This window comes from Streptomyces sp. NPDC057617 (assembly GCF_042800555.1).
Classification (GTDB): Bacteria; Actinomycetota; Actinomycetes; order Streptomycetales; family Streptomycetaceae; genus Streptomyces.
This window is the reverse complement of the sequence record NZ_JBHVGV010000009.1, coordinates 86,557-111,444: the sequence shown is the minus strand read 5'-3', so window position 1 is coordinate 111,444 and position 24,888 is coordinate 86,557. Positions and strand designations below refer to the sequence as shown.

The following is a 24,888-nucleotide window of genomic DNA, read 5'->3' as shown; positions in this document are numbered from 1 at the left end:
CCTTCTTCGTCTATGGCGCCACACAAAACCCCCCACTGGGGGGTTTGGTTGGGTGAGTGTGGGCCGAACCCCTCACGGCTTTTCCCCCTCCTCTTTCTCCCGCCCCCACCACCGACCCGTGGTTCAGGACGGGTTCAGTCGGTTCAGGACGGCGTTCAGGACGGGGTTCAGGACGGATTCAGCTTGATGGCGAAGCCGTTGAAGATGGACCACACGTCGACCCAGCCCAGGCCCGTACTGCACTCCTTGGTGGGGGTGCAGCCGTAGCCGACGCTGATTATGCCGTTGAGCTGACGGGAGTTGGGGTCGTTGATGTAGATCACGGGGCCGCCGCTGTCACCGCCGCGGGCGACAATGCCGCCGTTGTGCGGGACGCCGTAACTGCCCCAGACCGTGGTGCCGTTGACATTCCAGGTGACATTGCCCGCGTACACCGTACGGATGTTGCAGACGACCTTCGAGTTGTACCCGAGCTGGCAGGTGAAGTCGCCGACCGCGACATTGCGTACACCGTTCAGATAGCGGGAATAGCCCGTCGCGTCGACGCCGTCCCAGGTGGAGCGGTAGGTCGGGGCCTCGATGAAGGCCGCGTCGAGGTCGGGCCGCTTGTACATGACCTGGCCGATGTAGTTGCCGCCGGCGGCATAGACGTAGTCACCGACGTTGTAGCAGTGGCCGGCCGTGACCAGCCACTGGCGGCCGTCCCAGGTGCTGACGGCGGGAATCCCGCTGGTGCAGTTCGACTGGCTGCCGTACGCGGGGCCGAGCGCGGCGCCCGCGTAGAACGGTGTGGTGTCGTTCCAGCGGGACAGCGGCGTCGAGTTCGGTGCCTGCTTGACGCGGACCTCGCTGGCGCCGGTGGCCGCGCTCTGCTGCGCGACGGCCGGCGATGCGAAGTACCGTTCCGCCGCCTTCGGATCGTCCACGGCCAGTTCGATGACACCGCCGTCGACCGAACTGCCCGCCAGAGTGACCTTGAAGGGCAGGCCCTTGCGGTCGACGATCCCGGTGATCTCCTTCCTGAGCTGCTGTCGGGACTTCTTGCCCTGGACCACGTTGATCAGGCGCGTGTCCACCTCGGGATTGGTCTTGCGCACCGCGGCCACGAAGTTCCGGCCCTGGCGCACATCGGTCAGATAGACATTGACCGAGCGGTAGTCGGAGGCCATTTCGACCTGTGTGTAGATGTCCGTTCTGGCCCCCTGTCCCACCTGGGCCACGGCGTCCGCCGCCAGCCTCAGCGGTTCGAGAACCTGGGCCTGCTCCTCCGGCGTCATGGCCGCGACCGCCTCGACCGAGAGCGGCCCCGGTGGCTCCGCCTGCGCGGAGACCGCCATGAGCGGCAGGACGGCCATGGCCCCGACCAGGGCGATGGCACGGCGAATTGCCTTTTTCATCTGTCCCCCCTCATCGACCTCATGGGCGTGAGGTCGCACTCTGAGGGGACAGAAAGTAGTGATACGGGTACGGGGCGACAAGGACTGATTACAGACGAAGTTCACGGAGGAATCGGTACGGACGGCCTCCGCCCGGGGCCGCGTACGGGACGGAGTCCCAGCACCGCACGGACCACGGCCGCCCGTTCCTCCGGTCCCCCGTCGCCGCACGCACCGAGGTCATCCGCCTGGCCGGAAACACTCGGGCCCCGACGGGGCTACCGGCAGGTCCAAGGACTATTCCCTCTACCGCTCTCAATCGCCCGGCAAAAACCCGGAGTTGGTTCAGCAGTGCATGATGTCGTCGAAGTGCTCGACGAGCGGGGCCCCGGCCAGATAGGGGCGCAGGGCCGACCCGTACCTCGCGTACCGGTCGGTGCCACGGAAGTTGTCGAGGTGAGCCTCCTTCGACTCCCACTCGTTCACACCGACGAACCGCGTCGGTGTCTCACTGCTCTGGTGCATCGTCGCGCTGACACACCCCGGTGTGGTGGCGAGCAGGTCGTGACCCGTGTCCCGGTATGCGGACGCGAAGGCGGCCTCCTCGCCGGGTTTGACATCAATGATCGCGATTTCGGTAACCATGGGACGATCCTGACACAGGTACCGGGGCTTGTCCTGGCTGAATATGAGCCTCGCCCGGACTCGTTCCGTCCGCGGCCCCGGGCCGCGGCTCCGGGCCGCGGCTCCGTGGACACAACCCTCTATCACGACAAAGCGATGGCTGGGAGACGCCCTATTGGCCGAACTTTTCGGTAGCTGACGTTTTTGTGAAAACTGTGCCGACCAGAGTGGGGACGCGCGTGGCAGAAGAGCGCGCGACATCGTTGTCGGGGCGGGTGTGCCGTCCGGCAAGAGTCGAGAGGACCACCCCATGCTGGATTCCATGGTCGCCGTGGGCCAGGCGCGGCCCCCGGCACCGCTGTCGGGACGGAGACGCGTCCGCGCGGCCGTGGTGGCCGGTCTGACGGCCGGTGCGCTGGTCGCCGGACTGTCCCCCTCCTCCTCCGCCACCACCGTCCCGGACGAGAAGAGCAGCTCAAGCATCAGCGCGTTCGACGCCGTCGACCAGTTCATCGGCACGGAGCTGGACGGCACCCAGAACAAGGGCAACAGCGCCTACGGCAACACCTGGCCCGGCGCCACCGTGCCGTTCGGCATGGTCCAGTCGAGCCCGACCACGTACCGGTCGAGCGACGGCGACCAGAAGGGCGGGTACGAGTACACCGCCGACAAGATCCGTGGCTTCGGCATGACCCGGCTCTCCGGCACGGGCTGCGAAGGCCGGTTCAGTGCCTTCGACTTCCCCGTCCTGCCGTACACCGGGGCCCTCGCGGGCGGCGCGCTCCCGACGAGTCCGGCCGCCGGAATCACCCCGTACTACCTGGACTTCGACCACAGCGCAGAGTCCGCCGAGCCCGGCTACTACTCGGTGGATCTCGCCAACGGCGTCGGTACGGAGCTGACCGCGACGACCCGTACGGCCGTCAATCGGTACGACTTCCCCGCCGGCAGCGACAGTTCGACCCTGATCCTGGACGTGGCCGGTTCCAACAACCGCGTCTTCGACAGCGAGGTCACCGTCGAGGGCCGCACCGTCAGCGGCTGGGTGGAGACCGCCTCGGTGTGCGAGGAGGGCGGCCGCTACCGCGCCTACTTCTCGGCCACCTTCGACCGCCCCTTCACGTCGTACGGCACCTGGCAGGGCGGTACGGTCACCCCCGGCGCCCCCACCGCCCGCGGCGGCGCGGTCAAGCACGGCGCCGGCGCCTATCTCGTCTTCGACAAGGGCGCGGAGGTAACCGCGAAGACCGGTCTGAGCTATGTCAGCGTCGAGAACGCCGCCGAGAACGCGGCCTCGGAGGCCGACCACTCCTTCCAGGGAGTACGGTCCCGGGCCGCGCGGCTCTGGAAGGACGCGCTGGACACCGTCGACGTGAAGGGCGGTACGGAGGCGGAGCGCGTGAAGTTCTACACCGCGCTCTACCACTCGCTGCTGCACCCGAACGTCGCCGACGACGTGAACGGCCAGTACGCCGGCCATGACGGCACGGTCCGCACCGTCGAGCGCGGCCGGCACCACTACGTCACCTACGCGGGCTGGGACACGTACCGCGGGCAGTCGCAGCTTGTCGCGCTGCTCTTCCCGAAGGTCGGCGACGACATCAACCAGTCCATCGTGGACATGGTCCAGCAGAGCGGGAAGTGGCCCAACTGGCCGCATCTGAACCAGTCGCAGCAGAAGATGAGCGGCGACTCGCTCCAGGTGATCCTCTCCTCCATCGACGCCTTCGGCAGTACGCACTACGACCGTGAGGCCGCCCTCGCGTCCATGAAGACGACGCAGTCGCTGCCCGCGGACACCACCCTGCGCCGGTACGCGCAGCAGTACTTCAGCACCGGCTTCATCGAGAACCGCAAGGGCGACTCGGCCACCTCCAAGACGCTGGAGTACGCGATCGACGACTTCGCGATCGCGCAGCTCGCCGGCCGGCTCGGCGACAGCGACACCCGCGAGCGGTTCATGACGCGCGCGCAGAGCTGGCAGAACCTCTTCGACCCCACCACCCGGCAGATACGGCCCCGCGAGCGCAACGGCTTCGACCGCGGCTTCAACCTCGGTGAGCGCGGCGACCAGTTCGAGCAGGCGACCGGCTACCAGTACGGCTGGATGGTGCCGCAGAACATCGGCACACTGATCGAGAAGCGCGGCGGCGCCGACACCGTCATCAAGGACCTCGACCAGCACACCGCCGCCCTGGACGCGGGCGTGTACAACACGACCGGCGCGTATCTGAGCAACCAGCCCAGCTTCTCCATGCCGTTCATCTACAACTGGCTGGGCCAGCCCGACCGGACCGGCGACGTGCTGCGCCGCGCGGTCACCGAGATGTACGACACGACGCCCTCGGGGCTGCCGGGCAACGACGACCTGGGCTCGCTCAGTTCGTGGTACGTGTGGGCCAACATGGGGATGTACCCGTCGGTCTACGGCACGGCCAATCTGGTGCTGAGCGCGCCGATGTTCGAGCGCGTCACCGTCGACAGCGCCGACGCCGACCGGAAGATCACCATCAATGCCCCGGATGTCACGGCCGGCAAGCCGTACATCAACGAGATGAAGCTCAACGGCAAGAAGACCACGAGGTCCTGGGTGGACGAGGACTTCGCCCGGCACGGCGGGAAGATCGCGTACACCATGGACAGCGCTCCCGGTACGTGGGGCACCGGCGCCGCCGACGTCCCGCCGTCGTACACCGAGGGCGGCGACAGCCGCAACGGCATCGGGATCACCCCGGACGGCCAGGGCAAGCTCGGCTCGCTCGACCTCAGCGACAACTCGCTCTCGCGTGAGAAGCTCGCAGCGGCGGGAGCCGCTCCGGGCGCGAAGCTGCCGCTGACCGACACGGGCGTGACCTTCACCTGGCCGGACACCGAGCCGGGCGAGCCCGACAACTGGGTTCCGCACGGCCAGCGCGTCTCCCTGGCGGACGCCGAGGGCAAGGGCGTCGCGGCGAGCGGGATCTCCTTCCTCGGTCTCGCCACCAACGGGCCCTCGCAGGGCACGGCGGTCGTCGAGTACACCGACGGCACCACCCAGGATGTGCCGGTGCAGTTCACGGACTGGACCCCGGGCACGAACTACCAGTTCGGCAATGTGCCGGTGGTGGCCACGGCGGGCCGGAACAATGTGAACGGCAGCTCCGACACCGTACGGACCCTGGTGTTCGGTACGGCGCCGCAGGCGCTCGACCCGGCGAAGCGAGTGAAGTCCGTGGTGCTGCCGCAGGGCACCGACCGCGGTGTGATGCACATCTTCGACATCGCGCTGCGCCCCTGAGCCAGAGGCACTTCTGAGTCGGAAGAGGCCCAGTGGCCGAACCACTCGGCCACTGGGTCTCTTCCGGTCCGGAGGATCGGCCGCCCGCCCCGCCCCGGGATCTCCGTACCGGCCGTCTGTAGGGTGACAGCGACCGACTGCTTCGATGTGGAGGCGACATGGGAGACTTGAACCCCGACGTGATATTGGGGATGGCGGCCCAGGCACCCGATGGCATGGTGATCATCGACGGCGAAGGACTGATCCGCTACTGGAACCGCGGCGCGGAGCGCATCTTCGGATTCACCGCCGCCGAGGTCGACGGCCGCAGCCTGGATGTGATCATCCCGGAGAAGCACCGGAAGCGGCACTGGGACGGCTTCCAGGTGGCCATGGCCGAGGGAGTCACCAAGTACGGCGACAACGACCTGCTGAACGTACCCGCGCTGACCGCGTCCGGCGGGACGATCTCGATCGAGTTCAGTGTGATGCTGCTGGACGGACCCGAGGGCGGTCCGGGGTATGTCGCGGCCGTCATCCGTGATGTCACCGCGCGCCGGGCCCAGGAGCGGGAGACGCGCAAGCGTCTGATGGAAGCCACCCAGGACCGCGCCGCGTCCTGAGTCCTCAGGCCTGAATTCTGACCGCGTTCCGTGCACCGCCACGGAAGCGCTGCCGTCCCCAGGGGCGCGGGACGGCAGGGGCGCGCGACGGCGCGCGAAGCCACGGTCAGAGCAGTGCGGCGGCGGCCGTCAGCGGTTCCCACCAGGACCGGTTGGCCCGGTACCAGGCGACCGTCCCGGCGAGACCTGTGGCGAGGTCCACGGTCGGTCGGTAGCCGAGTTCCCCGGTGATGCGGGTGTGGTCCACGCAGTAGCGCCGGTCATGGCCCCTGCGGTCCTCGACGTACCGTACCTGCCCCCAATCGGCGTCGCAGGCGCGCACGATCAGATCCACCAGATCCCGGTTGGGCAGCGGTGTGCCGCCGCCGATGTTGTACGCCTCACCCGCCCGGCCCCGCGTCCTGACCAGCTCGACCGCGCGGACATGGTCCGTCACATGGAGCCAGTCCCTGACGTTGCCGCCGTCCCCGTACAGCGGCGCCTCCCCGCCGTCCAGCAGCCGGGTGACGAACAGGGGGATCAGCTTCTCCGGGAACTGGTACGGGCCGTAGTTGTTGGAGCACCTGGTGACCCGTACATCCAGGCCATGGGTCCGGTGCTGGGCCAGGGCGAGCATGTCCCCGGCCGCCTTGGAGGCCGCGTACGGACTGTTCGGCCGCAGCGGCGAGTCCTCGGTCCAGGAACCGCTCTCGATGGATCCGTAGACCTCGTCCGTGGAGACATACAGAAAAGGCCCGACCTCATGGCGCAGCGCCGCGTCGAGCAGATTCTGTGTCCCCACCACATTGGTCCGCACAAAACCGGACGCATCGCGGATGGACCGGTCGACATGGGATTCGGCCGCGAAATGCACCACTTGGTCGTGTCCGGCCATCAGCGCGTCGACCAGCTCCACATCACAGATGTCCCCGTGGACGAATTCCAGCGCGGGATGGCCGTCGACCGGGGCGAGGTTGGCCGGATTTCCCGCGTACGTCAGGGCGTCCAGGGCGGTGACGGTGATATCGCCAGGACCGCCGGGGCCCAGCAGCGTACGCACGTAATGGGAGCCGATAAAACCCGCTCCGCCCGTGACGAGAACTCTGGTCATGGCCGGAGGCTATGAACGCGCCCTCGCACGGAGCTGGACGGCCGCTTGAGATGGCTCCCGCCATGCCGCCGCGGGCTGTTCGAGCCGGTGTCGAGAGAGGCTCCAATACGGCATGGCTCAGTTGTGGGCGCGCGGCTTCACCGGAATCGACGAACGGGAGTGACCTGATGAAGGGGATCATACTGGCGGGCGGATCCGGTACCCGGCTCCAGCCGCTGACCCTGGCCGTCTCCAAGCAGTTGCTCCCCGTGGGCGACAAGCCCATGATCTATTACCCGCTCAGTGTTCTCATGCTGACCGGTATCAGGGACATCCTGATCATTTCCACCCCGGAGGATCTTCCGCAGTTCCGCCGGCTTCTGGGTGACGGCTCCCAGTTGGGACTGCGGATCGGGTACGAAACACAGGCCAGGCCCAATGGGCTGCCCGAGGCCTTTGTCATCGGCGCCGATCACATCGGTGACGATCCGGTCGCGCTCATCCTCGGTGACAACATCTTCCACGGCCAGAACTTCTACTCCGTCCTCACCGAGAACAGCCGGGATGTCGACGGCTGTGTCCTTTTCGGCTATCCGGTGCAGGATCCGGAACGGTACGGCGTGGGCGAGACCGGCCCCGACGGAACGCTGGTCTCCATCGAGGAGAAACCGGAGAAGCCGCGCTCCAACACCGCGATCACCGGGCTCTACTTCTACGACAACACCGTGGTGGACGTGGCGAAGAATCTGAAGCCCTCCGACCGCGGCGAACTGGAGATCTCCGATGTGAACCGCTGGTATCTGGAGCGGGGGAGCGCCCGCCTCGTCAATCTCGGCCGGGGCTTCGCCTGGCTCGACACCGGCACGCCCCACTCGCTCCTCCAGGCCGGGCAGTACGTGGGCACACTGGAGGAGCGGCAGGGCGTACGCATCGCCTGCGTCGAGGAAGTCGCCCTGCGCATGGGCTATATCGACAGCGACGAGTGCTACGGGCTCGGCGTCCGGCTCGGCAAGTCGCGCTACGGCGAGTACGTCATGGCGATCGCGCGCGAACTGGCCCCGGCCTGAGGCGGCCGGCCTGGAGCGTCAGGGAAGGAGAGCGGCGAGCGAGGCGGGCATACGGGACTTGAGGTCTTTCCACTCGCCCTCGCTGATGTGCTGCTGGAGCACGGTCAGTACGGTGTGCACCAACTGCTCGGTGCCGCCCTCCACCGAATAACGGAAATCCTGCCGGATCCGCTCCAGGAATTCCTCCTTGTGCATCTTCACCGGTGTTTCCGAGGGCTTCCAGCCGTCGTAGTAGATACCGCGCAGCAGAGTGGGCAACTGCGCGGCGAACTGCGCGCTCTCGTCGACGGGCAACCGGTCCCGTAGCTGGTGCAGAACCGCCCGCAGCGCGGCATAGGACTGCTTTCTGCGGTCCTTCGGCCATCCATAGGCCTTTTCGATCTCATTGAGGATGTGGTTCGCCTTGTCCACCATGGTGTCGAACGAAGAGAATCCTGTGTCGACCATCTCGTGATCCTTTCGGCTGTCCGAATTTAAGATCACGAACGGTCCTCTGTGCCAGTCATGGCGGGCGAACGGGTTCATCGGGCCCCCGCGCGGACCCGCCGTACCACGCATAAGGGTGCCCAGCGCGCGGAACTCGCGCGCGGGGCACCCTGCGGGATCGGACGGCCTCAGATCAGGCTGTCTCGGATCAAGCGGCCTCGGATCAGGCGACGACGTTGTCCTCGTGCAGCTTGGCGATGGCGTACGCGTCGTAGCCCAGGTCGGCCAGGACCTCGTCCGTGTGCTCGCCGAGCAGCGGCGCACCCTTGATGTCGGGCTTGAAGCCGGAGAACTTCACCGGGCTGCCCACCGTCAGGTACGTGCCGCGGTCCTTCTGCTCGACCTCGACGATCGTGCCGCTCTTGCGCATGTCGGGGTCCTCGGCGAGCTCCTTCATGCTGAGCACGGGGGCGCAGGGCACCTCCCACTCGCGCAGGATGTCGACCGCCTCGTACTTGGTCTTGTCGGCCAGCCACTTCTCGATCTCGCCGAAGATCTCCATGATGCGCGGCTGACGGGCCCGGGCGGTCGTGTAGTCCGGGTCCTCGACCCACTCGGGGTGGCCGATGGCCTCAGCGGTGCGCTTCCAGTTCTGCTCCTGGATCGTGAAGTAGATGTAGGCGTTGGGGTCGGTCTCCCAGCCCTTGCACTTCAGGATCCAGCCCGGCTGGCCGCCGCCGCCCGCGTTGCCGCCACGCGGCACCGCGTCGCCGAACTCACCGTGCGGGTACTGGGGGTACTCCTCCAGGTAGCCGATCTTCTCCAGGCGCTGCTGGTCACGGAGCTTGACGCGGGTCAGGTTGAGCACGGCGTCCTGCATGGACACCGATACCTTCTGGCCCAGACCGGTCGCGTTGCGCTGGATGATCGCGGTCAGCAGACCGATCATCAGGTGCATACCGGTGTTGCTGTCGCCGAGGGCCGAGCCGCTGATGGTCGGCGGGCCGTCCCAGAAGCCGGTGGTGGACGCGGCGCCGCCGGCCGCCTGCGCGACGTTCTCGTAGACCTTGAGGTCGGACCACGACGAGTCGTCGTTGAAGCCCTTGACCGAGCCGAAGATCAGCCGCGGGTTCAGCTCGTGGATGTACTCCCAGCTCAGGCCCATACGGTCCATGGCGCCCGGCGCGAAGTTCTCGACCAGCATGTCCGACTCGCGGATCAGCTTCTCCATGACCTCCTTGCCCTCGGGGGTCTTGGTGTTGATCGCCAGCGAACGCTTGTTGCTGTTCAGCATGGTGAAGTACAGGGCATCGAGGTCGGGGATGTCCCGGAGCTGGTTGCGGGTCACGTCGCCGCCCTGGGGGCGCTCGACCTTGATGACGTCGGCGCCGAACCAGGCGAGCATCTGTGTACAGGCGGGACCGGCCTGAACCCCGGTGAAGTCGATCACCTTGATTCCGGCGAGCGGCTTGTCACTCATGGTGGCTTCCTTCTTGTGAATGATCTCGGTACGGAGGGTGTGGTGTACGGGGGAGCGCGGTGAGCCGGTCGCTCACTTCTTCGCCGGCGTGATGTTGCCGACGGTGATGCCCTTCGGGTTGAGGTGCGCGATGTGACCGCTCTCGGTGCCGGCCGACGGGTCGATCGCGCAGTCGATGAGCGCCGGGCCGCCCGAGGCCAGCGCCTCGGTGAGGGCCGCGGTGACCTCGGCGGGCGTGGTGGCGCGGTAGCCCTTGCCGCCGAACGCCTCGATCATCAGGTCGTGGCGCGCCTGGAGCATCAGGGTCGTCGGCGACGGGTCGTCGTCGGACTCCAGGGGGTTGATGTCGTCGCCGCGGTACACACCGCCGTTGTTCATGATGACGGTGACGATGGGCAGCTTGTAGCGGCAGATCGTCTCCAGCTCCATCCCGCTGAAGCCGAAGGCGCTGTCGCCCTCCACGGCCACGACCGGCTCGCCGCTCTCGACGGCGGCGGCGATCGCGTAGCCCATGCCGATACCCATGACACCCCACGTACCACTGTCGAGGCGGTGGCGCGGCACATGCATGTCGATCACATTGCGCGCGATGTCCAGCGCGTTGGCGCCCTCGTTGACGAGGTACGTCTCGGGGTGCTCGTGGATGACGTCACGGACCGCCTTCAGGGCGCCCATGAACTGCATCGGGTGCGGGTCGGCCTTCAGACGCTCCGCCATCTTGGCGACGTTCTGCTTCGAGCGCGCCGCCAGCTCCTCGCGCCAGGCGGTGGGCGCCGTGATCCGGCCGGGCTTGGTCCGCTCGGCGAGCGCTTCGAGCACCGACTCGATGTCCCCGACGAGCGGGGCCGCGATGGGCTGGTTGCTGTCCAGCTCCTTCGGCTCGATGTCCACCTGGATGAACTTGGCGTCCGGGTTCCACTGCGGAGCCTCGCCGTGGTTCAGCAGCCAGTTCAGCCGCGCGCCGATGAGCATCACGACATCGGCCTTCTTCAGCGCCAGCGAACGGGCGGTGGCGGCCGACTGCGGGTGGTTGTCGGGCAGCAGGCCCTTCGCCATCGACATCGGTACGTACGGGATGCCCGTGGACTCGATGAACTCGCGGATCCGCTCGTCGGCCTGCGCGTACGCGGCGCCCTTGCCGAGCACCACCAGCGGGCGCTGAGCGCCCTCCAGGATCTCGATGGCGCGGTCGACCGCCTCGGGCGCGGGAAGCTGGCGCGGCGACGGGTCGACCAGACGGCTCAGCGTCTTGTCGCCCTCTTCCTTGTCCATGATCGAGCCCAGCACCGCGGCCGGGATGTCGAGGTACACACCGCCGGGGCGGCCCGAGATCGCGGTGCGCAGCGCGCGGGCGATACCGCGGCCGATGTCCTCGACCCGGCTCACCCGGTACGCGGCCTTGACGAACGGCTGCGCGGCGGCGAGCTGGTCCATCTCCTCGTAGTCGCCCTGCTTGAGGTCGACGAGGTGCCGCTCGCTGGAGCCGGAGATCTGCACCATCGGGAAACAGTTCGTGGTGGCGTTGGCCAGCGCGACCAGGCCGTTGAGGAAGCCCGGCGCCGACACCGTCAGTGCCACCCCCGGCCGCTTCGTGAGATAGCCGGCCGCCGCCGCCGCGTGTCCGGCGTTGCTCTCGTGACGGAAGCCGATGTAGCGAATGCCCTGCGCCTGCGCGAGGCGGGCCAGGTCGGTGATCGGGATGCCGACCACCCCGTAGATGGTGTCGACATCGTTCATCTTCAGCGCGTCGACGACCAGGTGGTACCCGTCGGTGAGCTCGGCCGGAGCGTCGACGGTAGCCGCGGTCTCCAGTGCAGAAGGGGCGGTCATGGTCCGAGGTCCTCCTTGGGCAGTCATGCCTGTTCGGCTTCTTGTCCCACCTTCGGTGCCGTGCGCGCAGCCGTCCAAGACCTATCGGCGACCAGCCGATAAACAACATTTATCGAGCGTGGTCGCCGCAGCTCGCACCGCGTGGCGGCCTCCCTTGATAGATACTCGCTATCGACTGTTCGTCAGCGCGTATTGGACGCACACCGCGCGCCCGCGCAGGCTCGACAGGTGACGGATTCAACAGATCTGTACGAGGAGGTGGTGGCCATGGCCGTCCCGACCGCGGCATCCGTGCGCGACACGGGTCCGTACCGGCCCCCGGGGGTCACGGGCCTCGTCGATCTCCTCGACCGGCACGCGCGCGACCGGCCCGACGCCCGCGCACTCGTCGTCACCGGCGACCGGCTGGGCCTGTCGTACGGCGCCCTCGCCGCGCTGGCCGACAGTGTGGCCGCCCGGCTCACCGGTGCGGGGCTGCGCCGCGGCGACGCGGTCGGTCTCGTCGGCGCCAACACCGCCGAATTCGTCGTGGCGTTGCTGGGCGCGGCGCGGGCCGGAGTGGTGGTCGCCCCGCTGGACCCGGCGCTGCCCGAGGCCCAGCTCACCGCGCGGATCGAGGCGCTGGGGGCACGCGCGGTCGTCCTCGGTCCGACCGCCCCCGACGCGGAACCCGTCGCCCGGGTCCCGGTCCCGGCCTGGCCGCTGCGCGTGGACATCTCCCGTACCGGCACGGCGACCGCCACCCTCGACACCGGCACACCGGCACACCGGGACGTTCCGGCCACGAGCGAGGCGCTGACAGCACAGGACGCCCTCGTCCTGTTCACCTCGGGCACCACCGACCGGGCCAAGATGGTCCCGTTCACCCACGCCAATGTGGCCGCCTCCCTCCGCGACATCTGTGCCACCTACGAGCTGGGCCCCGGCGACGCGACGGTCGCGGTAATGCCGTTCTTCCACGGTCACGGTCTGCTGGCGGCGCTGCTCGCCACGCTGGGCAGCGGGGGATGCGTCCTGCTGCCCGAGCGCGGCCGGTTCGCCGCGCACACCTTCTGGGACGACGTCCAGGCCGTGGCCGCCACGTGGTTCACCGCCGTCCCCACCATCCACGAGATCCTTCTCGACCGGTCGGCGACCGAGTACCCGGGCCCGCAGGTCGCGCCCCTGAGATTCGTACGGAGCTGCAGCGCCCCCCTCAACACGGCCACCCAGCGGGCACTGGAGCGCACCCTCGGCGCGCCGCTGCTCTCCGCGTACGGGATGACCGAGGCCACCCACCAGGTGACCAGTGAACCGCTGCCGGACTACGGGCCCCTGAAGCACGGGTCCGTCGGGCGGTCGACCGGGGTGGACCTCCGTGTCGTCGACCGGAACGGGCGCCCCTGCCCGCCCGGAGTCCGCGGCGAGGTGTGGCTGCGAGGGGCCACCGTCACCCGCGGCTATCTCGCCGACCCCGACGAGACGGCGCACAGCTTCACCGACGGCTGGCTGCGCACCGGCGATCTGGGCTCGCTCGACGAGGACGGCTATCTCTTCCTCGCCGGGCACATCAAGAACCTCATCAACCGCGGCGGTGAGAAGATCTCCCCCGAGCATGTCGAGGACATCCTCGCCGGGTGTCCCGGAGTCGCCGAGGCGGCGGTGTTCGCACTGCCCGACGAGGTGTACGGGCAGCGGGTCGGCGCGGCCGTGGTGGTACGCGAGGGCGAGATCATCGGGCCCGGGGAGATCCTTCAGTACTGCCGCAACCGGCTGTCCGCCGTCGAACTGCCCGACCGGCTCAAAGTCGTCGCCGCGCTGCCCCACACCGCCAAGGGCGGTCTCGACCGGCGGGCGGTGGTCGCGCTGTACGGCAGGGACGGAGACGACACGGGGCCGGGGCCCGGACCGGGCCCGGCCGCTGACAGCGCCGGCTGACGGCACCCACCGACGCCGGCGCCGGGGGGCGCCGGGGAACACCACCCGTAGGCCACGGGTCCGCGCGGCCGGCGCGGGCCTGCGGGGTACGGGCAGGTCGTGTCCGGCCTGAGGCCGGCCGGTTCGTCGCGGGGCCGGCCGGCCTATCTCACCCGGTGCTCGGTCGGCAGCGGCTGGTCGAAGAACTCGTCCAGCGACAGGCCCGTCGCCGCGTTCACAAAGGCGCGCGCGGCCACCGAACCGGGGATCGCCGAGTGGATCGCCACCGACACCGTCGCCCTGGCGTCCGGGGCGACGAGCCGTACGGCCCGGGTCCTGCCGATCACCGGCATCGCGCGCAGCCAGGTGTGCGGCACGATGCTCGCCCAGTCGCCGACACCCACGGTCGCGTAGAGCGAGGCCACCGAGTCCGTCTCCACCTGCGGGGTCACCACCACGCCGGCCTCCGCGAACACACTGTCGATGAGTTCGCGGATGCGCATGTCGGGGGTGAGCAGCGCGAGCGGCAACTGGGCCGCTTCCGCCCAGGTCATGGTGTGGGTCTGGGGCATCAACTGGTCACCGGAGGCCAGCAGTACGTACCGCTCCTGGTACAGCGGCACCACCTGGAGGCTCTCTCGCTCCTCGGGCGCGAAGTGTGAGATCGCCGCGTCCAGCTCGAACTCGCGGAGCTGGCGGTGCAGTTCCCTCGCCGACAGCCGGGAGTGGACCTGCACCTTGGCCAGCGGATGCGCCCCGCAGAACGCGGCGACCGGCAGCGCCAGGGTCGTCGACGCCGTCGGTTCCGTGCCGAGCCGCAGGGTGCCGGTGATGCCGGACTGGACGGCGGCGACCTCGGCCTTGAACGCGTCCTGCTCGGCGAGGATGCGCTTGGCCCAGACGACCAGCCGCTCTCCCTCGGGGGTGAGGCCCTCGTAGTTGTGTCCCCGGTTGATCAGCGTGACGTTCAGCTCGCGTTCGAGCTTGGCGATCGCCGCCGACAGCGCGGGCTGGGAGACGTAGCAGGACTCCGCGGCCCGCGCGAAGTGCCTCTCCCTGGCCACCGCCACGAAATACTCAAGCTGACGGAACAGCATCAGCGACTCCTCCCTGCCGGACACCGCGCCGGAATCGACCCGCGGACTCCGGTTACTCCGGTGACACCTTGAATCATCCTACTTATCAACCGCCCAACCAGCGGTTTTCGGACGCTGCCGCCGAGGGCGAGGCTCGCCGCCGGGAGCGGGAGGAAGCAGGGGCTGGGGGGAGTCAGCTGGGATGGAGAGGCCCTAGCCGCGCGTCGCGGTGCTGTAGACGTACAGCGCGATCACACCGGCGACGCAGGCGAGGATCACCCAGGAACCGAAACTGGTGTGTTTCCCACTGCCTCCGCGCTGCGCCACCTTCCCGGACCGTGTGGATCGTGTGGATCGCTTCGGCCGCTTGGGTGCTGCCCGTCCCGGGGTGACCGGCGTCGCGTCGGCCGCCGCCTCGGCCAGCAGTCGGCGGCAGGCCGCGGCGAGTACGCCCGTACCGGCGGAGAGGGGCACCACGGCCTCCGAACGCGCCGGAGCGGTGGTGCCGCCGTCCAGGATGCGCCCCGCGCGTACGAGGACCTCGTCCCGGCCGCCCGCCGGAGCGAGGCTGATCCAGCGCCGTACATGCTCGCCCCGGATGACCACACCGCCGGACCGCTCCCGGTACACGGTGTGTTCCCGCCACAACACCTCCGCCAACTCCCCGGCGATGTCCCTCAGTTGTGCGCTCACAACCCCTCCCCCTCCGCCCCACGGCGAATCGAACAAGCATCGCACTCTAGCGGCAGGCGCGGAGCGGGGGCCCAGCAGTACCCCTCAGCGGCCGTGCCCGGCCCCGGAGACGGATTTAGCCTGGTCGGCATGAGTGACTCTCTCCGCGGGACCGGCCCTGCCACCGGCCCCGGAACCGGTTCTTCCGGCTCCGGCGGCAACAGTGAGCTGCGGGAATTCCTGCGCTCCCGCAGGGCCCGGATCACGCCCGAGGCCGTCGGTCTGTCGCCGCAGCCGGGCACCCGGCGGGTACCGGGGCTGCGCCGCGAGGAGGTCGCCCAGCTCGCCGGGGTCAGTGTGGACTACTACGTACGGCTGGAGCGCGGGCGCGGTGCCAACGTCTCCGAGGCCGTGCTGGACGCGGTGGCCCGTGCCCTGCTGCTCGACGACACCGAGCGTGCGCATCTGTACGCGCTGGCCCGGCCGGCCCGTTCCCGGCGCCGTCCGCTGCCCCCGCAGCGGGTACGGGCGGGGCTGTACCGGATCCTGGACACCCTCGGCGACACCCCGGCCCTGGTCCTGGGCCGCCGTACGGACGTCCTCGCCGCCAACCGGCTCGCCCGCGCCTTCTACACCGACTTCGACGCCCTGCCGCACCGCGAGCGCAACATGGCCCGTTTCATCTTCCTCGACGAGGCCGCCCGTGAGCTGTACGCGGACTGGGAGCACTCCGCACGCGGCACCGTCGCGGCGCTGCATCTGTACGCCGGAGCGCATCCGCACGACCCCCAGCTCGCCGAGCTGATCGGTGAACTCTCCGTACGGGACACCGATTTCCGCCGCTGGTGGGCCGACCACGATGTGCTGGAGCGAACGTATGGCGCAAAGCGGTACCGCCACCCGCTGGTCGGTGAACTCACCCTGGACTACGAGGCGTTCCACCCCACCGGCGACCCCGACCAGATCCTCGGCGTGCACACGGCCGAGCCCGGCTCACCGTCCGAGCACGCTCTGCGTCTGCTGGCGAACTGGACGGCGGGCCCCGCCGCGGCGGCCTCGCCGGAGGAGGCCTCTCGTACCCCCTCGTCCCGGCCCGCTCAGTAGGACCACCGCGGCAGGACCACCGCGGCGTGAGCGCGAGCTGGCCGTGTCCGGCTCCGGTCGTTTCTGGTCGGAATTCAGACTGATTTCGGTCGGCTACGGGTGAGATCCGGACAACGGCAGAAACAAGCCGGATGGAACCGCGCCGCGACGGGCAGGTCCCGGCGGGCCGTGCCCGCGGCCCGCCGTCCTCGCCGCGCACCTTCCCGCGCGGCCGGCTCCGCCCCAGGACCGACCTCGCCCGGACCGGGTTCTTCTCACCCGGCAGCGTGAAAAACCCCAGCCCAAACGGGCTATCATCCGCTCTACACATTCCGATTGCGCACAGCCGCGCAGGCCGTGGAGTCATGGCACCGGTGAGTCTGCCCGGCCTGGTTCCGTGTGCCCCGCGGCCATGTCGCCCTGTGTCGAGAGGAGCGTTCCCGATCGCACTTCGCATCTGGCTCAGCAGCGCGGGGGTCGCCGCCACCGAGGTGGCCCGGATGTTGCGTGAGAACCCCGACGCCACCGATGTCCGTATCTACGGCACCAACATCAGCCGGCACGCTCCCGCGCTCTCGGTCTGCGACGTGAGCGAGGTCGAACCCCACCGGGTCAGCAACGCGGCATACGCCGAGTTCGCCCTGGACTTCTGCCGCCGGCATGCCATCGACGTCCTCATCCCTCCCCGGCGCCTGGACGCGCTCGCCCCCTACGCGGACGCGTTCGCCGCGCTCGGCACCAAGCTCATGTGCTCACCGGCCCCCGCCGTCTCCGTACTGACCAGCAAGAGCGGAACGTACGAAGCGGCCCGGGCGATCGGTGTCCCCGTACCGCCCTGGTGGATCGTCTCCGACGGCGACGCGCTGCGCGCGGCGGCGCGGGAGATAGCCGACGAGGGCGGCACCGCCTGCATCAAGCCCGCGGGGGAGTTCTCCGCGTTCGGCTTCCGCATCCTCGACGACACGCCCCTGCGGATCACGGACCTGCTGGCACCGGCACGGCCCGTCGCCTCCCTCGGCGCCGTGGCCGACGCGCTCAACCGGGCCGTGGACCAAGGGGAGCGGGTGCCCGAGTTCATCGTGATGCCCTATCTGGACGACCCGGAGGTGAGTATCGACTGTCTCTCGGCGCCGGGCGGCGCCATGGTCACCTGTGTCGCCCGCTCCAAGGACGGCCGCTACCGCCATCTCCTCGACGCCCCCGCCCTGACCGATATCGCCCGGCGTCTGGTGAGCCATTTCCGGCTCGCGTATCTCTCCAATGTCCAACTGCGGCACTGGCGCGGCCGGCCGATGCTGCTCGAAGCCAACCCCCGGGCCTCCGCCGGGATCTTCCAGACCGCCTTCGCCGGAGTGAACCTCCCGTGGGCCGCCGTCCGTCTGCTTCTGACGGGCGATCCCGGCCGGCTGGAGCCGCCGCGCCTGGGCGGCCGGGTCGCCGTCACCGAGACGGTGATGGCCCTGACCCCGGCTCAGCCACCGGTCAAACAACTGGCTCAGCCACCGCTCCAGCAACTGGCTCAGCCACCTGTTCACGCACTGGCTCAGCCACCGGCCCAGTCCCTGGCACCACCCGTCTCCGCCGGAGCCTGAGCCCGCCCGGGATTCCGGCCCTGAAGCGGGGGCGGTACGGTCCGCCGCCCCGCCCCCGCCCACGAACCCGTCCTGCCACCAGGGGCGGGTCATGCGCCGCCGGACGGCGCGGCCTCCGCCGACGGCACGTCGCGCAGGCCCAGGCGCAGATGCTCCACGTGGTAAAGGGCCTGGTCGAGCAGTTCGGCGACATGGTGGTCGTAGAGGGCGTAGATGACCGACCGGCCTTGACGCTCGCCGGTGACCAGTCCCAGGTTGCGCAGCAGCCTGAGCTGGTGGGAACAGGCGGACTGCTCCATCCCGACGGCCTCGGCGAGTTCACCGGCCGCGCAGGAACCCTCCTGGAGGCGCGCGAGGATCCGCAGCCGGGAGGGCGTGGCGAGGGCCTGGAGGGTCGCGGCGACATCGGCCGTCCCCACGGCGTCCAGGCGTTCGCGGGTGGTGGCGGTGTTCGTGGCGTCGACTCCATGGCCCATGGCGTCCATCCTACCGATGGCAAATGAAGACTTATTCATATATTCCTGGGTGAAGGTTCGTCCGGGTGCCCTGCCCCGATGGTGGGGCGCGCGGGGCGGATGCAGCGTGGTCCGTATGACAGAGACCTCGGCCGTGGCGTCCGGCCCGCAAGGGCAGGAGTCACCGGCCGGGCAGGGCCGCTCGACGGCGGGCGGCCTCGGACTGCCGGCCGCGGTCGCCGGGGTCTACACCCTCGTCCAACTGGCGCTCGTGGTACGGGGATCGGGGCTCGGCTGGGACGAGACCGTGTACGTCAGCCAGGTCGCCCGGGACGCCGAGGCCGCGTTCTTCAGCGCGCCGCGCGCCCGGGGCATCACCTACCTCGTCGCGCCCGTCACCCTGCTGACCTCGTCCGTCGGGGCGCTGCGGGTGTATCTGGCGCTGCTCTCCGGCGCCGGGCTTCTCGTCGCGCTCCGGGTGTGGCGCAGGCTGCTGCCCGTACCGGTACTCGCCGTTGCCGGAGCGCTGTTCGCCGGGTTGTGGATCACCGTGATCTACGGTCCGCAGGCCATGCCCAATCTCTGGGCCGCCCTCGGATCGCTCTTCGCTGCCGGGTGTTTCCTGCGGGCCGCGCGCGACCCGTCGGACCGCGCCGCGCTGGCCGGACTCGGCGGGGGAATGGCGTTCGTCGCGCTCATGCGCCCCTCGGACGCCCTCTGGCTCGCTCTGCCGCTCGGCGTCGCCGCACTGGTGGTCCCGGCGTGGCGGCGGACCGCTCTGCTGCTGGTGCTCGTGGCCGGTACGGCGCTGGGCTGCGGGCAGTGGGTCGTCGAGGCGTACACGGATTTCGGCGGTCTGCTCGCGCGGCTGCGCAGGGCCAGCGAGATCCAGGGGCACTTGGGCTGGCACCTCGCCTTCGACGACCAGGTGCGCGCACTCGACGGGCGGCTGCTGTGCCGCCCCTGCGATGTGCCCTGGCGGCGGCCGGTCACCGCCGTCTGGTGGTTCGTACTCCCGCTGCTCACCGCGGGCGGTGCACTGGCCGCCGCCCGACTCCGCCGGCTGCCCGTCGTCCTGCTGCCCGCACTGGCCGCGCTGGCCACGGCCGTTCCGTACCTTCTGCTGATCGGCTACGCCGCACCGCGCTTCCTGCTGCCCACCTACGCGCTGCTGTCCCTGCCGGTGGCGCAATGCCTGACCTGGATCTGCTCGGCCGTACGCCCGCGCCTCCTGGTGGTGAGCGTCCTCGCGGTGGCGCTCGCCGGGCATCTCGCGGTGCAGTACGCGGTCCTCGCCGCCGTCGCCGCGCGCAACCGCGAGAGCCGGGCGGCGTTCGGGCGGGTGGCGGCGGAGCTGGCACGCCAGGGAGTCCGGCCGCCGTGTGTGGTGAGCGGCACGGAGGCCGTCCGTATCGCCTTCCGCGCGGGCTGCGCGTCCCGGCAGACCGGCGGCCACGACCGCAGCATCACCCCCGCGGCCCTCGTCGCCACCGCCCGCGAGCGGCCGGTGGCCGTTGTGGTGGCGGGCAAGGACGCGCCACCCTCGTACGCCAGAAGCTGGCGGCTCCAGCGCCTCCCGGATCTGCCGGGCCGGCCCGGCCTTCGCGCCTATCTGGCCCCTTCCGCCCAACTCGGCCCGGGGAGCCGCCTATCCGGTTGAGCGCCTTCTCCGGCCCGTGCTACCGCTGACGGGCTCCGCGAACTCCGGTGCTGAGCAACGCTGTTCGCGCCGCCCGTCCTCAACCGCCCCCGGAGCAGGCTCAATACGGCCCGCTGCCTTCGAGGATCCGTCTTGGATTGTCGACCAGCATCGTGGTGATCTGCTCCTCGCTCACGCCCCGCCGCCGCAGCGCGGGCAGCACATCGCGGGAGATGTGCAGATAGTGCCAGTTCGGCAGCAGGACGGGCACATCGCGCATCGGGAGCCAGTCGATATAGCAGTTGGCGTCGTGCGCCAGCACGATCCGGTCGGTGTAGCCGCGCGCGCAGAGCGCGGCGACCGTGTCCACCCGCTGCTCGAACGGCAAGAAGACATCCAGCCCGAAACGGTCCATGCCGAGATACGAGCCCCGGTCGGCGATCGACATCAGATAGCCGAGATCCGTGGTGTCGCCGCAGCGCCCGATGACCACCCGGGTCAGATCCACCCCCTCGGCCGCGAACACGTCCTGCTGCTCGGTGCCGCGGCGGGTCTGCGCGTGGCTGTGCGTGAGGATCGGGACCCCGGTGGCCCGGTGCGCCTGGGCGACCGCCCGCAGCACCCGCTCCACCCCCGGGGTCACCCCCGGCACATCGGTCGCGCACTTGAGGATCCCGGCCTTCACCCCGGTGTACGCGATGCCGTCGACGATGTCGGCGATGAACATCTCCACCAGCGGCTCGTCCCCGCCGAGCAGGGTGCCGGGCCCGCGCATGCTCACAAAGTGCGGGACGTCGTCGTACGTGTAGAGCCCGGTCGCGACGACGATATTGAGGCCGACCTGCTCCGCGACCTTCTGGATCCGCGGGATGGAGCGGCCGAGGCCGATCACGGTGGGATCGACGATGGTGGAGATACCGTTGGCGGCGAGATCCGTCAGCCTCCTGACCGCCCGCGGCACCGCCTCGGACTCCCGGAACCCGGCCCGTTCCGGATGGTTGGTGACGAACTCGGGGTTGAGGACGAAGATATGCTCATGCATCAGGACCCGGCCGAGACCGCCGACCGGTACAGGACCACGGACGGTGTTCACCTCGGCCGTGGCGGAGGCCGTGGACGAGACGGTTTCGTACGGCATGTCGGACTCCCGCATCACGCGTGGGCGCACGGCACACGGCCGCACCGGGGACGGACTCGCATTGGCGGACTCCGCATGGCTCGGCGGCCGTACGGCACAGCCGGTACGTCGGCGGGACCGCCCGCCGTGGACACCTCGTCCCGACAGGACGCGGTGGGCTCACGAGCACCCCTGGTACAGGCTTCCCGGCCGCGCCGGTGCTGAAAAGGCGCATGCTCCCGGCGCTTGACGCATAGGCGCTCGCCACCCGGTGCGCCGAAGCGCCCCCTGCTTCAGCGGCACTCCCCGCACCGCCGCCCGCGCGCTCTCCTGTGTCCGGCTCCTGTGTCCGGCTCCGGGGCCCGGCTCCGGGGCCCGGAGCCGGGGACCGCGCGAGGGCGAAGCCCCGGAATTCCGGTTGGCCCGGCGCCCCCTGAGGATGGATCGTTCAGATGCTTCCCGTACACCCCTCCACCCCTCCCGCCTCGGAAGGCCCCGCCGATGACACCAAGCCCGATGACCGCGAACTCCTGGACAGACCGCCTCGACCGGGCCCGCGCGGCCGCGTCCGCAGCCGGTATCGACGCCCTGCTCGTCTCGCCCGGAGCCGATCTGCGCTATCTCACCGGCTATGACGCGCACCCGCTGGAGCGCCTGACCTGCCTCGTGCTGCCCGCCGGGGGTGCTGCCGGGGGCGAGCCCTTCCTCGTCGTACCGGCCCTGGAGAAGCCCGCCGCCGAGGCGTCGCCCGCCGGGAGCCTCGGGATCGAGATCACCGGCTGGGACGAGACCGACGACCCGTACGCCCTGGTCGCCGCGCGCCTCCCGCGCGCCCTCGCCCGCGTCGCCCTCGACAACCGGATGTGGGCCGAGAAGGCACTGGCCTTCCGCGCCGCGCTGCCCGGAGCAGAGCAGGTGCTCGCCGGACAGGTGCTGTACGGGCTGCGGGCCCGCAAGACGCCGGACGAGGCCGGGGCCCTGCGCCGCGCCGGGGAGGCGATCGACCGGGTGCACTCCCGGATGGGCGAGTGGCTGCGGCCCGGCCGTACCGAGCGCGAGGTGGCCCGGGACATCGCTGACGCGATCATCGCGGAGGGGCATGTGCGGGTGGACTTCGTGATCGTCGGCTCCGGACCGAACGGCGCCAGCCCGCACCACGAGGTCTCCGACCGGGTCGTGGAGGCCGGCGATCCGGTGGTCGTCGACATCGGCGGCACCACCGAGGAGGGCTACTGCTCCGACTCCACCCGTGTCTACGCGCTCGGCGAACCGCCGGAGGAGTTCCTGCGACTGTACGAGGTGCTGCTGCGGGCCCAGCGCGCCCAGACCGACGCCGTGCGCCCCGGTCTGCGCGCCCATGAACTCGACGCGATCGGGCGCGACCTGATCAGCGAGGCGGGGTACGGCCCGTACTTCATCCACCGGACCGGCCATGGCATCGGACTGGAGAGCCACGAGGAGCCGTACATCGTGGCGGGCAATCAGCTTCCGCTGGAGCCGGGGATGGCGTTCTCGGTCGAGCCGGGCATCTATCTCCCGGGCCGGTACGGGGCCCGGATCGAGGACATCGTGATCTGCACCGAGGACGGCGGGCAGCGGCTCAACAGGTCGGGCCGCGAACTTGTCGTCCTGCCGTGAGGGACCGCGCGACCGATTGGCTGCCCTGCCGCCCGACCGCCTGACCTCCCTGGCCCGTGCCGGCGGGCGACTTCCCGTACCGCCGGACGGGTGGTTGTACGCGGCGCTCCGCTGTGGTTACCTGACGTCATGACGCTCCGGCTCGTGACCCGCCGCCACGTGGACTACGTGCGTGTCACCAGCACGAGCTGTCACACCGCACGCTGACGCCGTGCCACCGACGGCCGGCCGCCGCTTCCCGGGCCGCTGAGACCGCGGGATCCGCCGCGTTCACCGGATCCGCCCCATCAGCTTGATCCGCCTGGTCCGCCTGATCCGCCGCCGGGAAGCGCTCGTTCCGCCGACTCCGCCGCGCCGTGCGCGGGGCGTGCCGCCGTGCGCCGTCCCGCGCCGGTATCCCTGTCTTCTGCGCCCCGCTCGCGCACCGCGCTCCGTACTCGCGGGCGCCCCGCACCTCATCGCCGTACCGCACCAGGGAGAACCATGAGCCAGTCCAGCGACTCCAGCCAGCCCATCGACTCCGTCACCGCCGGGCACACCCCCGAAGCCGTCCCGGACGGCCCCGACACCTCGGCCTGGTCGTTCGAGACCAAGCAGGTGCACGCGGGTGCCGCGCCCGATCCCACCACCGGGGCGCGGGCGGTGCCCGTCTACCAGACCACCTCGTTCGTGTTCCGGGACACCCAGCACGCGGCGGACCTCTTCTCGCTCGCGGAGCCGGGCAATATCTACACCCGGATCCACAACCCGACCCAGGACGTCTTCGAGCAGCGGATCGCCGCGCTCGAAGGCGGTGCCGCCGCCGTGGCGCTGGCGTCGGGGCAGGCGGCGGAGACCCTGGCGATCCTCACGCTCGCCTCGGCCGGGGACCACATCGTCTCCAGCACCTCCCTCTACGGCGGGACGTACAACCTCTTCCGGCACACCCTGCCGAAGTTCGGCATCGAGGTGAGCTTCGTCGACGACCCGGACGACCTCGACGCCTGGCAGGCGGCGATCCGGCCCAACACCAAGGCGCTGTTCGCCGAGACCCTGGGCAATCCGCGCGGCAATGTGCTGGACGTACGGGGTGTCGCGGACGTCGGGCACGCGGCGGGGATTCCGCTGATCGTCGACAACACCGTGCCGACTCCCTATCTGCTGCGGCCCATCGAGCACGGCGCGGACATCGTCGTGCACTCGGCGACCAAGTTCCTCGGCGGGCACGGCACCACCATCGCCGGGATCGTCGTGGACGGCGGCACCTTCGACTTCGGCGCGCACGCCGAGCGCTTCCCGGACTTCAGCGAGCCCGACCCCAGCTACCACGGACTGCGCTACTGGCCGGCCCTGGGCCCGGGCGCGTTCGCGGTGAAGCTGCGGGTGCAGCTCCTGCGCGACATCGGCCCCGCGCTGTCGCCGCTGTCGGCGTTCCTGCTGCTCCAGGGCGTGGAGACGCTGTCGCTGCGCATCGAGCGGCACTCGGCCAACGCGCAGGCGCTCGCGGAGTGGCTGGAGCGGCGGGACGAGGTCGCCGCGGTCCACTACCCGGGACTCCAGTCGAACCGCTGGCACGACGCCGCCCAGCGGTACCTTCCGCGCGGCGCGGGCGCGGTGCTGGCGTTCGAGCTGCGCGACGGGGTCGAGGCGGGCAAGCGCTTCGTCGACGCGGTGGAGCTGTTCAGCCACCTCGCCAATATCGGCGATGTACGGAGCCTGATCATCCACCCGGCGTCGACCACGCACAGCCAGCTCAACGCCGAGCAGCTCGCGGCGACGGGCACTTCGCCGGGGCTGGTGCGGCTGTCGGTCGGCATCGAGAACCTCGCGGACCTCAAGGCCGATCTGGAGGCGGGCTTCCGCGCGGCGAAGGGCGCGTCCTGAACCGCGCGACCGACACGGATTCGGGGCTGCCGGGACCGCCTGGACCTCCGGGACCGCCCGGGGCGCCCGAGCTTCCTGGATCGCCCGGGCCGCCTGGGCTTCCTGG

19 protein-coding genes are annotated in these 24,888 nt (G+C 70.0%); 9 read left to right on the top strand and 10 right to left on the bottom strand.

What is annotated here, in order from left to right; all coding sequences use genetic code 11:
• Positions 1 to 167 precede the first annotated feature (167 nt).
• Positions 168 to 1,397, bottom strand: a complete 1,230-nt coding sequence (locus ACFU9P_RS22710; RefSeq protein ID WP_384083677.1) for a hypothetical protein — start codon at positions 1,395 to 1,397, stop codon at positions 168 to 170.
• Between the two features lie 324 nt (positions 1,398 to 1,721).
• Complete coding sequence (locus ACFU9P_RS22705) at positions 1,722 to 2,021, bottom strand: antibiotic biosynthesis monooxygenase family protein (protein WP_376372562.1); 300 nt, start codon at positions 2,019 to 2,021, stop codon at positions 1,722 to 1,724.
• 289 nt (positions 2,022 to 2,310) lie between these two features.
• On the opposite strand from ACFU9P_RS22705, the gene ACFU9P_RS22700 reads away from it, so the two are divergent.
• Together ACFU9P_RS22700 and ACFU9P_RS22695 are read left to right on the top strand one after the other, a co-directional pair.
• Positions 2,311 to 5,277 carry a GH92 family glycosyl hydrolase gene (locus ACFU9P_RS22700; RefSeq protein WP_384083674.1) on the top strand — a complete coding sequence of 989 codons (2,967 nt, stop codon included), beginning with the start codon at positions 2,311 to 2,313 and terminating at the stop codon, positions 5,275 to 5,277.
• A 158-nt stretch (positions 5,278 to 5,435) separates the two neighbouring features.
• Positions 5,436 to 5,879 (top strand): PAS domain S-box protein, encoded by a 444-nt coding sequence (locus ACFU9P_RS22695; RefSeq protein WP_376372557.1) that lies wholly within the window; start codon positions 5,436 to 5,438, stop codon positions 5,877 to 5,879.
• Between the two features lie 106 nt (positions 5,880 to 5,985).
• On the opposite strand, the gene rfbB is transcribed toward ACFU9P_RS22695, so the two are convergent.
• On the bottom strand, positions 5,986 to 6,969 hold the full coding sequence (gene rfbB, locus ACFU9P_RS22690; protein WP_384083669.1) for a dTDP-glucose 4,6-dehydratase: 984 nt from the start codon (positions 6,967 to 6,969) through the stop codon (positions 5,986 to 5,988).
• A gap of 167 nt (positions 6,970 to 7,136) precedes the next feature.
• On the opposite strand from rfbB, the gene rfbA reads away from it, so the two are divergent.
• A complete protein-coding gene (rfbA, locus tag ACFU9P_RS22685; protein WP_384083666.1) occupies positions 7,137 to 8,015 on the top strand; it encodes a glucose-1-phosphate thymidylyltransferase RfbA in 879 nt (292 codons plus the stop codon).
• Between the two features lie 18 nt (positions 8,016 to 8,033).
• Here the strand turns inward: rfbA and ACFU9P_RS22680 are convergent, their stop codons facing one another.
• The 3 genes from ACFU9P_RS22680 to oxc all read right to left on the bottom strand — a co-directional run bounded on the left by ACFU9P_RS22680 (position 8,034) and on the right by oxc (position 11,751).
• Positions 8,034 to 8,462, bottom strand: coding sequence for a DUF2267 domain-containing protein (locus ACFU9P_RS22680; RefSeq protein WP_384083663.1), 429 nt, complete (start codon positions 8,460 to 8,462; stop codon positions 8,034 to 8,036).
• A 202-nt stretch (positions 8,463 to 8,664) separates the two neighbouring features.
• A complete protein-coding gene (gene frc, locus ACFU9P_RS22675; protein ID WP_376372545.1) occupies positions 8,665 to 9,921 on the bottom strand; it encodes a formyl-CoA transferase in 1,257 nt (418 codons plus the stop codon).
• A gap of 72 nt (positions 9,922 to 9,993) precedes the next feature.
• The gene (gene oxc / locus ACFU9P_RS22670; protein WP_376372542.1) at positions 9,994 to 11,751 is read right to left on the bottom strand and encodes an oxalyl-CoA decarboxylase; all 1,758 of its coding nucleotides are present in this window, start codon (positions 11,749 to 11,751) and stop codon (positions 9,994 to 9,996) included.
• Positions 11,752 to 12,018: 267 nt separating this feature from the next.
• On the opposite strand from oxc, the gene ACFU9P_RS22665 reads away from it, so the two are divergent.
• Entirely contained in the window at positions 12,019 to 13,668 is a 1,650-nt protein-coding gene (locus ACFU9P_RS22665; RefSeq protein WP_384084232.1) for a FadD7 family fatty acid--CoA ligase, read from the top strand.
• 143 nt (positions 13,669 to 13,811) lie between these two features.
• Here the strand turns inward: ACFU9P_RS22665 and ACFU9P_RS22660 are convergent, their stop codons facing one another.
• Both ACFU9P_RS22660 and ACFU9P_RS22655 read right to left on the bottom strand, forming a co-directional pair.
• Positions 13,812 to 14,744, bottom strand: a complete 933-nt coding sequence (locus tag ACFU9P_RS22660; protein WP_376372539.1) for a LysR family transcriptional regulator — start codon at positions 14,742 to 14,744, stop codon at positions 13,812 to 13,814.
• Between the two features lie 192 nt (positions 14,745 to 14,936).
• Positions 14,937 to 15,416, bottom strand: a complete 480-nt coding sequence (locus ACFU9P_RS22655; protein WP_384083659.1) for a hypothetical protein — start codon at positions 15,414 to 15,416, stop codon at positions 14,937 to 14,939.
• A gap of 129 nt (positions 15,417 to 15,545) precedes the next feature.
• Here ACFU9P_RS22655 and ACFU9P_RS22650 point away from each other — a divergent pair, with 129 nt between their 5' ends.
• Positions 15,546 to 16,499: a helix-turn-helix transcriptional regulator gene (locus ACFU9P_RS22650; protein WP_384083656.1), complete on the top strand. Its 954-nt coding sequence runs from the start codon at positions 15,546 to 15,548 to the stop codon at positions 16,497 to 16,499.
• Between the two features lie 131 nt (positions 16,500 to 16,630).
• Positions 16,631 to 18,070 (top strand): ATP-grasp domain-containing protein, encoded by a 1,440-nt coding sequence (locus ACFU9P_RS22645; protein WP_384083653.1) that lies wholly within the window; start codon positions 16,631 to 16,633, stop codon positions 18,068 to 18,070.
• An 89-nt stretch (positions 18,071 to 18,159) separates the two neighbouring features.
• Here ACFU9P_RS22645 and ACFU9P_RS22640 read toward each other — a convergent pair whose 3' ends face one another.
• On the bottom strand, positions 18,160 to 18,546 hold the full coding sequence (locus ACFU9P_RS22640; protein ID WP_384083650.1) for an ArsR/SmtB family transcription factor: 387 nt from the start codon (positions 18,544 to 18,546) through the stop codon (positions 18,160 to 18,162).
• 115 nt (positions 18,547 to 18,661) lie between these two features.
• Here ACFU9P_RS22640 and ACFU9P_RS22635 point away from each other — a divergent pair, with 115 nt between their 5' ends.
• The gene (locus ACFU9P_RS22635) at positions 18,662 to 20,185 is read left to right on the top strand and encodes a hypothetical protein (protein WP_384083647.1); all 1,524 of its coding nucleotides are present in this window, start codon (positions 18,662 to 18,664) and stop codon (positions 20,183 to 20,185) included.
• A gap of 100 nt (positions 20,186 to 20,285) precedes the next feature.
• Here the strand turns inward: ACFU9P_RS22635 and ACFU9P_RS22630 are convergent, their stop codons facing one another.
• Positions 20,286 to 21,302 carry a phosphotriesterase gene (locus ACFU9P_RS22630; protein ID WP_384083644.1) on the bottom strand — a complete coding sequence of 339 codons (1,017 nt, stop codon included), beginning with the start codon at positions 21,300 to 21,302 and terminating at the stop codon, positions 20,286 to 20,288.
• A 495-nt stretch (positions 21,303 to 21,797) separates the two neighbouring features.
• Here ACFU9P_RS22630 and ACFU9P_RS22625 point away from each other — a divergent pair, with 495 nt between their 5' ends.
• A complete protein-coding gene (locus ACFU9P_RS22625) occupies positions 21,798 to 22,919 on the top strand; it encodes a M24 family metallopeptidase (RefSeq protein WP_384083641.1) in 1,122 nt (373 codons plus the stop codon).
• Positions 22,920 to 23,402: 483 nt separating this feature from the next.
• Positions 23,403 to 24,782: a bifunctional o-acetylhomoserine/o-acetylserine sulfhydrylase gene (locus ACFU9P_RS22620; RefSeq protein WP_384083639.1), complete on the top strand. Its 1,380-nt coding sequence runs from the start codon at positions 23,403 to 23,405 to the stop codon at positions 24,780 to 24,782.
• Positions 24,783 to 24,888 lie beyond the last annotated feature (106 nt).